At 74.1% G+C, this 15,085-nt stretch carries 13 protein-coding genes, 1 tRNA gene and 1 pseudogene; 5 read left to right on the top strand and 10 right to left on the bottom strand.

All coding sequences use genetic code 11. From position 1 onward, the window contains the following. Window positions 1–27 precede the first annotated feature (27 nt). Genes Ae331Ps2_RS08245 through Ae331Ps2_RS08235 form a run of 3 tightly spaced genes read right to left on the bottom strand, consistent with a single transcriptional unit; the run spans window position 28 to window position 2,772 of the window. Window positions 28–873, bottom strand: coding sequence for a metal ABC transporter permease (locus Ae331Ps2_RS08245; protein ID WP_075312693.1), 846 nt, complete (start codon window positions 871–873; stop codon window positions 28–30). Between the two features lie 8 nt (window positions 874–881). Beyond that, entirely contained in the window at window positions 882–1,721 is an 840-nt protein-coding gene (locus Ae331Ps2_RS08240) for a metal ABC transporter ATP-binding protein (RefSeq protein ID WP_075309705.1), read from the bottom strand. A gap of 1 nt (window position 1,722) precedes the next feature. Beyond that, the gene (locus Ae331Ps2_RS08235) at window positions 1,723–2,772 is read right to left on the bottom strand and encodes a metal ABC transporter solute-binding protein, Zn/Mn family (RefSeq protein ID WP_158071543.1); all 1,050 of its coding nucleotides are present in this window, start codon (window positions 2,770–2,772) and stop codon (window positions 1,723–1,725) included. A gap of 163 nt (window positions 2,773–2,935) precedes the next feature. On the opposite strand from Ae331Ps2_RS08235, the gene Ae331Ps2_RS08230 reads away from it, so the two are divergent. The 3 genes from Ae331Ps2_RS08230 (at window position 2,936) to Ae331Ps2_RS08220 (ending at window position 6,410) form a co-directional block, all read left to right on the top strand. Next, window positions 2,936–4,039, top strand: a complete 1,104-nt coding sequence (locus Ae331Ps2_RS08230) for a LacI family DNA-binding transcriptional regulator (protein ID WP_020625965.1) — start codon at window positions 2,936–2,938, stop codon at window positions 4,037–4,039. Further along, window positions 4,033–4,875 carry an MOSC domain-containing protein gene (locus Ae331Ps2_RS08225; RefSeq protein WP_075309709.1) on the top strand — a complete coding sequence of 281 codons (843 nt, stop codon included), beginning with the start codon at window positions 4,033–4,035 and terminating at the stop codon, window positions 4,873–4,875. Before Ae331Ps2_RS08230 ends, Ae331Ps2_RS08225 begins: the two co-directional genes overlap by 7 nt. 452 nt (window positions 4,876–5,327) lie before the next feature. After that, complete coding sequence (locus Ae331Ps2_RS08220) at window positions 5,328–6,410, top strand: transglycosylase domain-containing protein (RefSeq protein WP_083695352.1); 1,083 nt, start codon at window positions 5,328–5,330, stop codon at window positions 6,408–6,410. A gap of 10 nt (window positions 6,411–6,420) precedes the next feature. Here Ae331Ps2_RS08220 and otsB read toward each other — a convergent pair whose 3' ends face one another. The 3 genes from otsB to Ae331Ps2_RS08205 are packed head-to-tail and all read right to left on the bottom strand — an operon-like array spanning window position 6,421 to window position 10,107. Then, window positions 6,421–7,185 (bottom strand): trehalose-phosphatase, encoded by a 765-nt coding sequence (otsB, locus tag Ae331Ps2_RS08215; protein WP_075309710.1) that lies wholly within the window; start codon window positions 7,183–7,185, stop codon window positions 6,421–6,423. After that, on the bottom strand, window positions 7,182–8,600 hold the full coding sequence (locus Ae331Ps2_RS08210) for a trehalose-6-phosphate synthase (protein ID WP_043281470.1): 1,419 nt from the start codon (window positions 8,598–8,600) through the stop codon (window positions 7,182–7,184). The genes otsB and Ae331Ps2_RS08210 overlap by 4 nt, the downstream gene beginning before the upstream one ends. A 34-nt stretch (window positions 8,601–8,634) precedes the next feature. Further along, window positions 8,635–10,107, bottom strand: coding sequence for a threonine/serine exporter ThrE family protein (locus Ae331Ps2_RS08205; RefSeq protein ID WP_075309711.1), 1,473 nt, complete (start codon window positions 10,105–10,107; stop codon window positions 8,635–8,637). A 137-nt stretch (window positions 10,108–10,244) separates the two neighbouring features. On the opposite strand from Ae331Ps2_RS08205, the gene Ae331Ps2_RS08200 reads away from it, so the two are divergent. Continuing rightward, window positions 10,245–10,316 (top strand) — tRNA-Thr (locus tag Ae331Ps2_RS08200). 22 nt (window positions 10,317–10,338) lie between these two features. On the opposite strand, the gene Ae331Ps2_RS08195 is transcribed toward Ae331Ps2_RS08200, so the two are convergent. The 4 genes from Ae331Ps2_RS08195 to Ae331Ps2_RS08180 form a co-directional block, all read right to left on the bottom strand. Then, window positions 10,339–11,712, bottom strand: coding sequence for a site-specific integrase (locus tag Ae331Ps2_RS08195; protein ID WP_075309712.1), 1,374 nt, complete (start codon window positions 11,710–11,712; stop codon window positions 10,339–10,341). A 12-nt stretch (window positions 11,713–11,724) separates the two neighbouring features. Continuing rightward, window positions 11,725–11,967 (bottom strand): helix-turn-helix domain-containing protein, encoded by a 243-nt coding sequence (locus Ae331Ps2_RS08190; protein WP_075309713.1) that lies wholly within the window; start codon window positions 11,965–11,967, stop codon window positions 11,725–11,727. An 805-nt stretch (window positions 11,968–12,772) separates the two neighbouring features. Beyond that, window positions 12,773–13,936: an AAA family ATPase gene (locus tag Ae331Ps2_RS08185; RefSeq protein WP_075309714.1), complete on the bottom strand. Its 1,164-nt coding sequence runs from the start codon at window positions 13,934–13,936 to the stop codon at window positions 12,773–12,775. A 243-nt stretch (window positions 13,937–14,179) separates the two neighbouring features. Further along, entirely contained in the window at window positions 14,180–14,518 is a 339-nt protein-coding gene (locus Ae331Ps2_RS08180; RefSeq protein WP_075309715.1) for a hypothetical protein, read from the bottom strand. Window positions 14,519–14,885: 367 nt separating this feature from the next. On the opposite strand from Ae331Ps2_RS08180, the pseudogene Ae331Ps2_RS32445 reads away from it, so the two are divergent. After that, window positions 14,886–15,085: pseudogene (locus Ae331Ps2_RS32445) on the top strand (IS5/IS1182 family transposase); the annotation flags it as partial.

Here is a 15,085-nt window from a genome sequence, read left to right as displayed (position 1 = left end):
ACAGCGGATCACCGCGCGCCGTGCGGATCAGGCGCGGACCGGGCCCCGGCCGCGCAGCCGGCCCACCAGGCGGCACAGCAGGTAGGCGACGAACCCGATGGTCGCCACGTAGGCCGAGATCGGCAGCCCCGGCGCCAGCGACAGGATCGTCCCGCCGACCAGTGCGACCTCCGCGATGACGATCGCGATGACGGTCGCCAGCAGCGGGTTCGCGGTCACCCGGTTCGCCGCGGCGCCGGGCACGATCAGCACCGACAGCACCAGGATCGCGCCGACGATCGGCACGGCCAGCGCCGTCACCAGCCCGATCAGCACGCTGAACACCAGGGTCAGCGCGCGGACGGGCACGCCGCGCGCCACTGCGACGTCGGGGTCGGTGCTGGCGAACAGCAGCGGCCGGTAGAGCACCGCCAGCGTCGCGAGCACGACGGCCGCGACGACCCCCAGCACCCACAGGTTCTGCTGGTCGACCGAGACGATCGAGCCGGTGAGCAGGCCGAAGCGGTTGGAGGAGCGGCCGTCGTAGAGGGCCAGGAACAGCACGCCCAGGCCGAGCCCGAACGCCATCACCACGCCGATCGCGGAGTCCCGCTCGCGTTGCCGCAGCCCCAGCACACCGAAGATCACCGCGGCGACGACGGCGCCCACCACCGCTCCCACCCCGACGGCGACGCCGAGCAGCAGCCCGGCCGCGGCGCCGGTGAAGGCCAGCTCGGCGGTGCCGTGCACGGCGAAGGCCATCCCGCGGCTGACGATCAGCGGGGCGAGCAGCCCGGCGACCAGCCCGAGCACCGCGCAGGCGATGAGCGCGTTGCGGACGAACGGGTAGCCCAGCAGTGCGCCGGTGCCGGACAGATCGAGGATGCGGGCCAGGAACTCGGTCACGCGCCACCCCCGACCGTGGTGACGCCGTGCTCGGCGTGCTCGTCGCGGGTGACCGGCGAGTCGTCGGCCCCGACCACGACCAGCCGGTCCCGGACCCGCAGCACGTCGACGTCGGTGCGGTAGAGCCGCGACAGCGTCTCCGAGGTCATGACCTCGTCGGTGGTGCCGATCGAGAACCGGCCGGCGACGAGGTAGAGGACCCGGTCCACCAGCGGCAGCACCGGGTTGATCTCGTGGGTCACGAACAGCACCGCGGTGTCCGCGGCGCGGCGGCGCTCGTCGATCAGCCGGGTCACGATCCGCTGGTGGGACAGGTCCAGGCTGAGCAGGGGCTCGTCGCACAGCAGCACCGCCGGGTCCCCGACGAGTGCCTGCGCGACCCGCAGCCGTTGCTGCTCGCCGCCGGACAGCCGCCCGACCGGGGCGTCGGCGTACCCGGTGCCGCCGACCTGGGACAGCGCGCGGTCGACCCGCTCGCGCCGCTCGCGTCGCCGCCCCAGACCGAGGCCGAAGCGGTGCCCGTCGAGGCCGAGACCGACGAGGTCGCGCCCGCGCAGCGGCAGGTCCGGGTCCAGCGGCTGCTGCTGCGGGACGTAGCCGATCTCGGGGCTGCCGCGTCGCGGGGTGTGCCCACCGACGGTCACGGTGCCCTCGGACAGCGGGAGCAGCCCCAGCAGGACGCGCATCAGCGTCGTCTTGCCGGAGCCGTTCGGGCCGAGGACGGCGACGAACTCGCCGGGTGCGACGTCCAGGTCGAGGCCGGACCACAGGGTCCGGTCCCCGAACCGCAGGCCTGCCCCGCGCAGCGACAGCGCGGACCGTTCCGGGAATCCCATGTCAGCGGTTCAGCGCCGCGGACAGCTCGTCCAGGTTGGCGTTCATCCACTGCACCCAGTCGGTGGTGCCCGCGGGCAGGGTCTCCGACATCTGGATCACCGGGACGCCTCCCTTCTGGGCCGCGTCGCGGACCTGGTCGGTGGTCGGCGAGGTCGTCTGGCTGTTCAGGATCAGCGCGTCGACCGGCGGCTGGGCGGTGAACAGCCCCAGCATCTGCGCGACGACGGCGGCCGGCGGGTCGGTGCCCTCCTCGACGGCCGAGGAGAACGCCTGCGGGGTGGCGTTCGCGATCCCGGCGGCCTGCAGCAGGTAGTCGGGCACCGGCTCGGTGACGGCGACCCGGGCCCCCGGGTGCGCACGGCCGATCTCGGTGGCCTTCGACGTCAGCTGGGCGACGCCGCCCCGGAGGGTCTGGGCGTTGGTGCGGAAGTACTCCGCGGCGCTCGGGTCGATCCGGCCGAGCTGCTCGGCGAGCTGGTCGGCGACCCGGCCGACCGCGGCCGGGTCGTACCAGACGTGCTCGTTGAACGAGCCGTGCTCGTGCTCGTGCTCGGCGCCCGCGGCGGGCTCGGCCCCGGCCTCACCGGCGTGGTCGTGGTCGGCGCCGGTGGTCGGCTCGGCGGCGTGGTCGTGGCCGTGGTCGTCCGCGGCGGCCTCCTGGGCCCCCTCGATGCCGGAGACCTCGACGGCGTCGATCAGCGGGGCCTTGTTGCCGGAGGCGGAGACGAGGTCGGTCATGAAGGCGTCGTACCCGCCGCCGTTCATGAGCAGCAGCTGGGCCTCGCCGACGGTGGCCGCGTTCTGCGGGGTGGGCTCGTAGCCGTGCGGGTCGACGTCGGGGGAGCTGATGATCGACTGGACCTGGGCGTAGTTGCCGCCCACGGCGCGGGCGACGGCGCCCCAGGCGTCGGTGGAGGCGACGATCTTCACCTGCGGGGTGTCGGCGCTGGTGGGGGCGTCGACCTGGCCGGAGCCGCAGGCGGTCAGCCCCAGGGCGAGTGCGGCCAGCCCGGCCACGAGCGCGGCCGGGCGGAGCGGGGATCGGGACACGGACGGAACTCCCATCAACACATCGGCATACATTTATTGGAAATCATTCTCAGATTCACTCTACCGTTGCACGGCGCGCCGGGCCCGCGCCCGCCGTGTGATCCCGTCACGGCCGGTCGGGGCCGACTTTCACGTGCGTGACCGTGCCGCTACCGTTCGGGGAATGACCGGACCCCAGCACCCGCGGCGCCCGGCGACGCTGGCGTCGCTGGCCGCCGAGCTCGGGGTCTCGCGGACGACCGTGTCGAACGCCTACAACCGGCCCGACCAGCTGTCCGCGCCGCTGCGCGAGCGCGTCCTGGAGGCGGCCCGCCGGCTCGGCTACCCGGGCCCGGACCCGGTCGCCCGCTCACTGCGCACCCGGCGCGCCGGTGCGGTCGGCCTGCTGCTCACCGAGGCGCTCAGCTACGCCTTCCGCGACCCGGGCGCCACCGGCTTCCTGGAGGGGCTCGCCCTGGCCTGCGAGAAGGCGGGCACCGGGCTGCTGCTGATCCCGGTCAGCCCGGAGCACTCCGACGTCGACGCGGTCTACCAGGCCGGAGTCGACGGGTTCGTCGTCTACTCGGTCAGCGAGGACGACCCGCACTTCCGGGCCGTCCTGCAGCGCCCGGTGCCGACGGTGGTCTGCGACCAGCCCACCGGGATCACCGGCGTGGACCGGGTCGGCGTCGACGACCGCGCCGGCACCCTCGCGCTCGGCCGGCACCTCGTCGAGCTCGGCCACCGCCGCGTCGGCGTGCTCTGCATGCGCCTGTCGTCGCACCGGCACGACGGCCCGGCCGACATCGCACGCCAGGAGGGGAGCTCCTACGCCGTGCAGCGCGAGCGCCTCGCCGGGCTGCGCGCGGCGTTCACCGAGGCCGGTGTCGACTGGGCCGACGTCCCGGTCATCGAGCGGTTCGAGCACTCCCTGGACGCCGGCGCGGACGGTGCGGCCACCCTCCTGGCGTCGCACCCCGGCATCACCGCGCTGGTGTGCACCTCCGACATCCTCGCCCTCGGCGCGCTGCGCGAGGCCCGTGACCGCGGCGTGCGGGTCCCCGAGGACCTCTCGGTCGCCGGGTTCGACGGCGTGCCCGAGGCCGAGCGCCTCGGCCTGACTACGGTCCGCCAGCCGTTCCGGGAGAAGGGCCTCGAGACCGGGCGGCTGCTGCTCGAGCGCGGCGACCGCCACGTCCCCGAGTACGTCACCCTCCCGACCGAGCTGATCGTCGGGTCGACCACCCGGGAACTGCGTCAGTCCGGGGAGTTCTTCTCCGGATGGTGAGTCTGTCCGGGCTGCGGCGCTACCCGGTGAAGTCCTGCCGGGGTGCCGAGGTGGCGCGCGCCGTCGTCGAACGGGCCGGTCTCGCCGGGGACCGGCGGTGGATGCTCGTCCGCGACGACGGCGCCGTGGTCACCGCGCGCACCCATCCCCGGCTCGTGCTCGTCGCACCCACCCCCGCCGCCGACGGGCTCCGCCTGACCGGGCCGGGGATGCCGCCGCTGACCGTCCCGGTGCCCGACGGCGAGCCGCTGCCGGCCCGTGTGCACCGCTGGGACACCGCGGGCGTCCCGGCCGGCCCCGAGGCCGACGGCTGGTTCTCGGACCTGCTCGGCTCCCCGGTGCGGCTGCTCCACCTCGACGACCCGGCCCGGCGCCGCCCCGACCCGGCCTTCTCCCACGACGACGACCGCGTCTCCTTCGCCGACGGCTACCCGCTGCTGCTCACCTCCGCCGCCTCGCTCGACGCGCTGAACGCACTGGTCGCCGAGGGCAGGCACGCGGCGGAGGCGCCGCTGCCGATGACCCGGTTCCGACCGAACGCCGTCGTCGAGGGCGCACCCGCGTGGGCCGAGGACGGCTGGCGGCGCATCCGGATCGGCGCCGCGGAGTTCCGGGTGGCGAAGGGCTGCGCCCGCTGCGTGCTCACCACCGTCGACCCGGAGACGGCGGCCAAGGGCCGCGAGCCGATGGCGACCCTGGCCCGGCACCGGCGGTTCGACGGCAAGGTGTGGTTCGGGGTCAACCTGATCCCGGACGACCCGGGCGCGGAGATCACCGTCGGTGACCCGGTCGAGGTGCTCGACGCCGTCGACCCGGCCTGCGGCCCGCCGCGCTGACTCCGACCGCCCACGGATCGTCCCGGCCCGTCGGTATCGTCGGGTTCGGGTCGCTCGTCCGGGTGGCCGGACCGGGCGAGGGGGAGGCTGGGTTGAACGACGCCGGCCCGCCCCGACGCCCGCGCCGCGGCCCGCCGCACGGACGCTCCGCCGTGCCGCCGGCGTCTCCGCCCGCCGCACCGCGCCCGCCGTCGGGTCCGCCGCGCCCTGCCGGCCCGGACCCCGCGCGAGCCCCGGGACCGGGCGGCGCCCGGCCCGCCCCGTCGGACCAGCGCGGCCCGGGACGGGGCGGACCCCCGCGTGTCGCCGGCCGGGGTCCCGGGTCGCCGCCCGTGCCGCCGGCCCCGCCCGACGGGCGTTCCGCGCCGCCCGCACCGCGCGTCGTCCCGCCCCGCCGCGGCCCGGCTTTCCCCCCGGCCGCCCCACGGCCGGTCCCACCGGCCGACGACCGCGTGGACGCCGACCGTCGCCGGGACGAGGCGTCGCAGGCGCCGGAGGTGCTCCACCCCGCCCAGCGACCCCTGCCCTCCCGCCGCGGCGTCCGCCGGAGCGGCCCGCCCCCGCGACGCGGAGCGGCGGTCCCGGAACCCCGGCCGGAGGTCGGCCGCCCCTCGCGCCGCCCGATCGGGCCGCAGGTCGCGGCGCTGCGGGAACGGCTGCGCCGGCTGCGACCGCAGCGGCCACCGGGGACCCCACCGCAGTCGACCCGGGTCCGGCTGCGCAGGGTGCTGCGCTGGGCGCTGGTCGCCCAGACCGTCCCGCTGGTCCTGGTACTGCTGTTCACACTGGTCAACCCGCCGTACACGATGTTCCGGCTGTGGAACTTCGGGCCGACCGTCGCGCAGTGGACCGACGCCGAGCACGTGTCGCGCAACTTCCTGGTCGTGGTGATGGGGCAGGAGGACCAGCAGTTCCCGGAGCGGACGCTCGCCGTCGACTACGGGATGCAGTGGGCGCGCGTCCAGGCGTACCTGGACGGCACCGACGACCCGTCCGGGTCGACGATCACCCAGCAGACCTCGAAGAACCTGTTCCTGTGGGCCGGTCGTTACCCGCCGCTCGAACCGCTCCGCAAGGCACTGGAGATCCCGCCGGCCGAGACGATGGAGATCGTCATGTCCAAGCGGCGGATCCTGGAGATCTACGTCAACGTCGCGCAGTTCGCGCCGCGCGTCTACGGCGTCTGCGCCGCGTCCTGGTACTACTTCGGCAAGTCCAGTCGCTCGCTCAGCGTCGACGAGTCCGCCCAGCTCGTCGGGCTGCTGCCGTCCCCGCTGCACGTCGAGCGCGCCCCTGGTGGCGGCATGCGCTTCCTCGGCGACGCCAACGGCAACGGCGTCGCCGACCCCGGCGAGCGCGGCTGGATCAGTGCGAAGGGCTACTGGCACGCCCGCGAGCGCGCCCCGCGCTGGTACGCCCAGATGGGCGGGCTCGCCGCGACCGAGGGCATCGGCATCGCGGGCAACGCCTCGGACCTGCCCGCCGCCGACGACCCGTGCCGCGAGCCCCCGGCCGCGCTGGCCGACCTCGACTGACCAGGCCCCGTCACGCCCCGGTGCGCAGCGCGGCGAGGCGTTGCAGGACCGCGGCCACCTCCTGCGGGTCCGCGACCCGGTACCGGGCCGCGGTGTCGCCGTCGCCGACCTTGAGCCCGACGTCGCCGTCGTCCAGCACCCGGAACGCGGTCTCGTCGGTCACGTCGTCGCCGGCGAACAGCACCGCGTCGACGCCCAGCGCGGCCCGCAGCACGTCGACTGCGGCCCCCTTCGTCGTCTCGACGACCGCCAGGTCCAGCACGTCCTTGCCGGCGGTGGCGTCCACCCCGTCCCGGACCCAGTCGGCGCGGACCCGTTCCAGCAGGGCCGTCCCGGCGGCCGGGTCCATCCCGCGCACGTGCACCGCACCGCCCGCGGGCTTGGTCTCCAGCCGCGCCCCGGGAGTCCCGTCGACCACGGCGCGCAGGCCGTCGAGCAGCGTCGCGCGCCGCTGCTCCTGCTCGGCGGTGAGCAGGCCGCCGCGGCCGAGCAACGCGCCGAGCTCGTCGTCGTACTCGGCGCCGTGGCTGCCCACCAGCCCGACCGGCGGGCCGAACCCGGAGACGGCCGCGAGGTCGTCGCGGCCACGCCCGGACAGCATCACCACGGTCGTGTCGTCGAGCGCGGCGAGACGGCGGACGGCGTCGGCGGCGGCCGGCAGCGGCCGGGACGCCGACGGGTCGTCCACCAGCGGGGCCAGCACGCCGTCGAAGTCGAGCGCGACGAGTAGCCGCGGCACCCGGGCGAGGCGGGTCAGCGCGTCGTCGAGGCTCACTGCTCCACCCGGATCCCGAGCGCCTCCAGGAACGAGGTCGCCCAGCGGTCGACGTCGTGGTCGAGGACCTGTCTGCGCAGGGTGCGCATCCGTTTCCTGCCCTCCTCGGCGTTCATGGTCAGCGCCGCGTACAGCGCCTCCTTGACCCCGTCGGTGTCGTGCGGGTTCACCAGCAGGGCACTGGTCAGCTCGATCGCGGCGCCGGCGAACTCGGACAGCACGAGACAGCCGCCGTCGTCCGGGCGGCAGGCGACGTACTCCTTGGCGACGAGGTTCATGCCGTCGCGCAGCGGGGTCACGAGCATGACGTCGGCGGCGAGGAAGAACGCGGCCAGCTCCTCGCGCGGCAGCGAGCGGTGCAGGTAGTGCACCGCCGGGTGCCCGACGCGGGCGAACTCGCCGTTGATCCGCCCGACGGCCTGCTCGATGTCGGCGCGCATCTGCTGGTAGTGCTCGACCCGCTCGCGCGACGGCGTCGCCAGCTGGATCATGACGGCGTCGTCCACGGTCACCCGCTGCTCCTCCAGGAGCTCGTGGAAGGCGCGCAGCCGGACGTCGATGCCCTTGGTGTAGTCGAGCCGGTCGACGCCCAGGACGATCTTGCGCGGGCTGCCCAGCTCCTCGCGGATCTGCGCGGCGCGCTTCTCCACCTCGGGGGTGCGGGCCAGCTCGTCGAGCCGGTGCGAGTCGATCGAGATCGGGAAGGCGCCGAGCCGGATGCGCCGGCCGCCGTGGCGGAGCACCTCGGGGTCGCGCTCGGAGACGGCCCCGGCGAGCTCCTGGGCGAGCCAGTGGAAGTTGCGGACGCCGCCGTCGGTGTGGAAGCCGACCAGGTCCGCGCCGAGCAGCCCCTCCATGATCCGGGTCCGCCACGGCAGCTGGCGGAACAGCTCGACCGGCGGGAACGGGATGTGCAGGAAGAAGCCGATCCGCAGGTCCGGGCGCAGCTCGCGCAGCTTCCCCGGGACGAGCTGGAGCTGGTAGTCCTGCACCCAGACCGTCGCGCCGTGCGCGGCGATCTTCGCGACCTCCTCGGCGAAGCGCTGGTTCACCGCGGTGTAGGCGCGCCACCAGTGCCGGTGGAACTGCGGGGGTGCGACGACGTCGTGGTAGAGCGGCCACAGCGTGCCGTTGGAGAAGCCCTCGTAGTAGTCGGTGACCTCGCTCGCGGTGAGCGTCACCGGGAACAGCGACAGACCGTCCTCGGCGAAGGGCTCGACCTCGGCGTCGGGGACGCCGGGCCAGCCGACCCAGGCGCCCTCCCGGGCCCGCAGGGTCGGCTCCAGCGCCGTGACCAGGCCGCCCGGGCTGCGTCGCCAGGTGGTGCTTCCGTCCGGGTGCCGCTCCAGGTCCACGGGGAGCCTGTTGGCCACCACCACCAGATCCGCCGCCGACACCGGTTCCCCTGTGGACACACGCCCTCCTCGACGCTCGACCCTCGCGCCGACCCTACTTCGGATCGGCGCCGTCGGCCGTGCCGTCCGACACCGGGGAGCCGACGGCCGCGCCGCCGGTGGGGGAGTTCTCGGCCCCGCCGGGCCGGTCCTCCGGGCGGCGGCGCGGGCTGGCCACGAACTGCCCCAGGGCGACGCCCGCGGCCAGCGCCAGCCCGACGGCCAGCGCGATCGTGATCGTCACCAGTCCCTCGGACGGCCCCTCGATCGCCAGCTGGTAGAAGCCGCGGTAGGCGGCCAGACCGGGCAGCAGCGGTGTGACCCCGGCCAGGGTGACGACCATCGGCGGGGTCTGGGTGCCCCGGCGCAGCAGGCCCGCCGCCAGGCCGACGACGAGCGCAGCGGCCCCGGTCGCCGGTACCTGTCCGAGCCCGGCGTTCTGCGTGAGCAGGCCGTAGACGAGCCAGCTCGACGCGCCGACCGCGCCCGCGATCGGCAACGACCGCAGTGGCGCGTACCCGGCGAGCGCGTAGAACGCCGCCGCCAGCGCACCGGAGACCAGCGACAGCCCGAACTGGCCGGGACCGGACGGCAGGTCCCCGGACACCTCGATCTGGGTGCCCATCGCGAGCCCCAGCTGCAGCCCCAGCACGACGCCGGTCAGCAGCCCCGCCGACAGCAACGAGATCTCCACCATGCGCGCGGCCGCGGTCAGGTAGTAGCCGGTCAGCGCGTCCTGCACGGTCGAGACCACACTCAGCCCGGACAGCAGCACCGTGATGCCGGCCGCGACGACGTAGGACGCCCGGGTGCCCGGCGGGAACACCTCCAGCTGCACCAGGGCCACCGTCGAGGCGGTGACGAGGAACCCGCCGACCACCTGCTGGAAGAACGCCGCGACCCCGCGCCGCGCCAGCACCCGTCCGATCCGGTCGATGATCGCGGTGGTGACGAACGCCGTCGTCGCGGTCAGCGGGCCGCCGCCGAGCAGCAGGGCGATCGACGCGGCCAGCGCGGCCCAGCCGAACGTCGCCACCCAGCGCGGGTACGGGTGCGGATGCCGCACCACCTCCGACACCTTCGACGACGCCGCCCGCACGTCGAGCCGGCCCGCCTCGACCTCGCGGATGATCTCCTCGGTCTCGGCCAGCCGGGAGAGGTCGAGCGTCCGGTAGCGGACCAGCCGCATCGTCGTCACCGGCTGCGCGGCGTTGCCCCGGTGGCAGCACATGGTGATCGAGGTGAACGTGATGTCCACGTCGACGGCGGGCAGACCCGCCAGGTTGGCCAGCCGCAGCATGGTCGCCGTGACTTCGTCGACCGACTCGCCGGAGGACAGCGCGATCTCACCGATCCGCATGCAGAGGTCCAGGACCTCCTGCACGCGGGCGTCGTCGGGGACCTGCGGGCCGAGCATGAGCATCGGCACCGTCGACGGACCCGGGGTGAGCAGCCGTCTCGCGTCACGCCGCAGCGCGCCGCGCAACCGCCGCGCGAACCGGTCCGCCGGCGGCGTTCCCTCGGCCACGGGTCCCTCCCTCCGTCGGTGCTGTCCGCACCAGGCTAGGGGCGGGCCGACGGCGCCCTGCCCGGCCCCACACCCGGCGTCGGCGGGGGCGGGCGGGAGGGTCGTGACGGTGCCGGGGCGTTAGGCTGTGGTCCCTCGCCGGTGTAGCTCAGTGGTAGAGCAACCGCCTTGTAAGCGGTAGGTCGTCGGTTCGATCCCGACCTCCGGCTCCCGCGCTGACCTGCGTGAACACTACTCGTCGTCCGGCTCCTGACCGGCCTCCGTCTCGTTTCCCGTCTCAGTTCCCGCCCGGAGGAACCCGTCCAGCCGGACCGCGACGTCCTGCCGGAGGGCGTCGGTCACGTGCTGGTAGCGCTTCGCCATCGCCCCGTGCGACCACCCCATGACCTCCATCGCGACCCGCTGGGACACCCCGAGCAGGAGGAGCACCGTCGCGGCGGTGTGCCGGGCGTCGTGTAGCCGCGCCGTCCGGACCCCAGCATCGGTCAGGAGCCGTCTCCACTCGTTCCGGTCCATCGTCGGGTCGATCGGCTTCCCGTTCTCCTGGGCGAACATCCACCCGCCGTCCTGCCACTCGGTGCCCGCGCGGACCCGCTCGGTCTCCTGAACGACGCGGTGCTCCTCCAGCAGCTCGGCGAGCTGGTCGGGCAGCACGATCCCGCGGCGGCCCGCACGGGACTTCACGTCCACTTCCACCATCCCGCCGCCGTGGCGCTGAGGGCAGCTTCGGGCGTGGCTCGTGCAGCTCGGCAGGCACGGTGCCGGGCAGGACCTCGTGTGCCGCGTGCAGCTCTCCGGGCACGGCCTGCGCTTGTGCAGGCGCTCTCCGCATACGTGCGGGTCCGAGCAGCCGTGTTTCCAGGTGTGCCGCTGGATCTGCCGGACGATCCGTACCGTGCGCGTGCTCGGGTCGTACCGGTTCCAGCGCAGTCCCGTGGTCTCCGCCTGCCGGGTGCCGAGCGCCAGCGCGATCACGTACCGAACCCCGTTACGGCGCTTCAGCGCGGTCGTGATCAGGCGCCGTATCTCCTCGGTCTCGAACGGCTCGATCTCGTCCTCGTCCAGCCGGGGAGCCTTCGCGAGCGCCACCGGGTTGCGGCTGATCCGCCCGCGCCGCAGCGCTTCACCGAACGCGGTCCGTGCGGTTCGGTGAACCTGGTGGGCGGTCCCCGGCTTCGCTCCGGCCGCGATCATCTTGGCGTAGAGGCGCTCGAAGTGCTCGGGCTGGATCTTGTTGATGCGATGCTTCCCGAGGCCCGGGATCAGGTGCACCCGCACCGCCGATTCGTACGCCCGGTACGACTTGTAGCGCACCGTCGGCTTGGAGATCTCCTCGACCCATTCCGACAGCCATTCGGCGACCGTCGGAACGCGGCCGGCCTTCGAGATCGTCCCGGCGTCGCGCTCGCGCTCGATCTCGTTGACGCGCCTGATGACCTCGTTCTCGGTCGCGCGCTCGACGTGGCGCCGGTCCGGGGACCCGTCGTCCTTCGTGCCGACCGTCACCCGGCCGTGCCACTTCCCGTCCCCGCCGAGGTAGATCGACGATTCACCGTTCGCCGCCCGGGTGCCGGGTTCACGGACCTTCCGCTCCTTGCGCACCATGTTCCTCTCCCCTCAGTTCTCGATGGGTCGGTGCGTGGCCCGGGCCGCTGCCCGCAACCGGGCGGTGAACTCGTAGAGGGCATCGGCCGGAATACGCCTCGCTCGACCGAGGAGGACGCTGTCGATCTCGTTGTTCCGGATGAGTCCGTACATGCGGGTCCGGCTGATCGAGAGCAGTTCCGCGGCGGCTTCCACCGTGAGCATGACGCGCGGCTCGGTCGGATCCGGGCCGTATGTGGTGACGGATGCGGTCATCTGAACCTTCCTCGGTTAGTCAACGGTGCGTAGTCGGTCGGTCGGGGTCAGGGGCGGGGAGGGACCCGGGCTGAGGTGCGCGGATGCGGTGATCTGTCCGGTTCGGGGGCTGTCGAGCGGGTGGGGGTCCCTGGTCTCCCTGGACTCCCTGGCGCAGGTCAGGCCGAGGGGCCCGATCAGGGACCCGGTGAGGGAGAACTCCCTCGGTCCCCGGCCGGTCCCTGACTGGCTCCCTCGCTTCGCCGGCCACGCAGAGTGTGCGTCTTCGACGGCTGGAGCCGGGGGGTCAGCGGCGGGTTCGCCGCCTCCGGCTGCACCGGGAGGTGGTGCGTGGCCGGCGCCGGGACGGCCTCGGGTGGGTCACATCAGCCGGTTCGCGCGTGCCGGGTTCGTCGAGGCTGAAACAGTGGGGGCAGGTGCCGTAGGCGAGCAGGATCGATCCGGTTCGGATCATGCCGGGGTGGATGGTCTCGACAGTGCGCCGGCATCGGTCGCAGGTGAGGCCTTCGACGCGGCCGGCCCGGAGCAGGGTGGGTGCGCAGGTGGGGCAGGCCAGCGTGGCGGGCTCCCAGACGGTGGCGTAGGCGACTGCGGGCCCGGTGCCGAGGTGCGGGCAGCCGCGCGCGGTGCCGACGTGCAGGGCGTCTCGGAGGGCGCTGAGATGGCCGTGAAGCCACGCCGGCGCGGTGGTGCGGGTGGATGGTCCCGCCGTAGACGACGGCCAGGCCGTCGAGGTGGCGGTCCGCGTCCGTCGTCGCGGCGGCGAGCTGGTCGGCCAGCGCGGTCGGGTCGGTGATCGGTCGCATCAGCGGGTGTCCTTCGAGTCATCGGAGTGGGGGGTGCGGGCCGCAGTGGCGCCAGTCCCGCCAGTGGCGCCAGTCCCGCCAGGCTGGGGCCCGGTGGCGTCACTGGCGCCCCTGGACGCCGAGCCGGGCCCGGGGCGGGCGGTGTCGAGCAGGGACCAGGTGGTGATCCGGGGGAATCCGGCGGACCGGGCCTGGACGAGGTCGCGTGCGGCTCGCTCGACGGAGCGCTCGGCGAGTCCGGCGGCCCGTGCCGCCTTCTTGACCTGCGCCGAGGGGATCGGCTCGGTGGCGGCCGTCAGGTAGTCGACGAGCCACGCGGCGGCCTCGTCGCGGGCGCTGATCCCGCCCGGTGCGCCGTCACCTGCGCTGCCGGTGCCGGTCTCGGCCTCGCGCAGGATGGTCTCGACGTGGCGGTCGGTTTCGCCGAGCATGACCAGCCGTCCCCAGACGGCCGGGCCCTCGACCGTGTCCAGCTCGATCGGCTCGACGCGATAGCGAAGTGAGGGCAGATCGAGCGGCCCAAGGTTGTTCTTGACCTGGGAGATCACGCAGGAGCCGTCGTCGGCTCCGGGGTCGCGGGCGAAGGCGACCGCCGCGCGGGCGACGGCGGCGAACGCGCGGGATCCGGTGACCCGAGACAGGACGTCGGCGCCGCCGGCCTTGTTGAAGTGCGCCAGCCCGAACACCGCGGCGTTCGTCAGGTCCGCCAGCTTCGCGAGGGGTTCCAGCGCGGTGCGGAGTTCCTCCTGGTTGACGTTGATCCGTGAGTCGATCGCGGAGATGAGTGGGTCCAGGACGAGGAGCGCGACGTCGCGCTCGGCCATCGCGGCGGCGAGCTGGTCGCAGTCGCGCGGCAGGGTCAGTGGCATCGTCAGCTCGCCGTCCGGGGTGGGGTGGGTGACGTCGACCCGGAACACGCGGGTCATGTCGGCGCCGGCGGCGATCAGCCGGCCGGCGATGGTGCGCTCCCAGGAGTCCTCGGTCGCGGCGTAGACGACGCCGCGCGGGTGGCCGTCGTGCAGGCCGGTGAGGGTGCCGGTGGTGACGCGGGCGGTGAGCCACGCGCAGAACAGGGACTTCCCGATCCCCTCGCGGCCGGGCCCGAGGACGATCGATCCGGCCGGGATCCGATCGGCCCACAACCAATGGGTGGGCCGCAGCACGATCGACGTCGCGGGGGTCAGGATCAGCCGTCGCCCGACCGGATCCGGGGCCGGTGCCGATGGGGTCGATTCTCGCAGCTCACCGGAAGGATCGGAGCGGCTGTCGGGGGGTGGCAGGGCGCGCAGTCGCGCGGGTGGGTGGCTCACGTGTACCGGGCCTCCGGTCGAGGGAGATCGAGACGGGATCGGGTCCCACCTGTCGAGCAACCCCCCGGGTTCAGGGGGGGTTGCTCGACAGGTGGGTCAGGCCGCGGTGAGCTCGGCACGCAGCCGCCGGCCTCGGCCGGCGTTGACGAGGAGGAACGCGGCGTCGGTGCACTGCTGGGCCCGCCGGTCGGAGCCCCAGAGGGTGCGTTGGGCGCGAAGTTGGCCGGTGGTGGCGCCGGTCTCGCCGGGCAGCTCGGCGAGGTTGGTGGCGCGGTCGGCCTCAGTCAGCCGCTGGACCTCCCGGCTGCTGTGGCGCAGCAGGACCGCCATCACCTGGCGGGCCAGGTGCTCGGGCGCGGGTCGGGTCGAACGCGAGCTCCACGTCGCCCCGGACAGCCCGATCGCGACCGCGATCTCGGCCTCGGAGAGCACCACGCCCGGTCGGCCGCCGGCCGGGGAGAACGTGATTCGGCCGCGCGGGTCTACGGCCACCGTGACCGGGGCTTCTGCGATCGCGGCCATCACCGGACCCCCTGCAGCCGGTCGGAGGCCCATGCGGACGGCGGGCCCGCCCCGGGCTCGGCACCGGGGGCGGGCCTGGGCCTGGGCGCCGGCGGTGCGGGGGCCGGGATCGGGCGGGCCCCGCACAGCAGCTGCACTCGTGCCCGCACTGAGGTGTTCTCAGTAGCGGGGTGGCAGGTCGTGGCGACACGCCGAGGGTGGTGAGATGAGCGGGAACGGGGCAGGACCCCGGTAGATCGGTTCGGTCCAGCACAGATCGACACCGTCACCGAGGTCCTGCATGTCTGATCCTGTCACCTACACCGCTGTCCTCCCGATCGGGGAGCGCACCGTGGCCTATCTGGCGCGGCTCCTGGTCCTTCAACGCCGTCGACGTGGCACCCGGCGGCGGGCGTTGACCCCGTTCGCCCAGGCAGTGCTGGTGATCCGCTGGTTCTGTGATGCTACCCGGGTCCGATGTTTGGCCGGTGACAACGCGAT

It is taken from the genome of Pseudonocardia sp. Ae331_Ps2 (assembly GCF_001932405.1).
Lineage (GTDB): Bacteria > Actinomycetota > Actinomycetes > Mycobacteriales > Pseudonocardiaceae > Pseudonocardia.
This window is presented reverse-complemented; position numbering and strand designations above follow the sequence as displayed.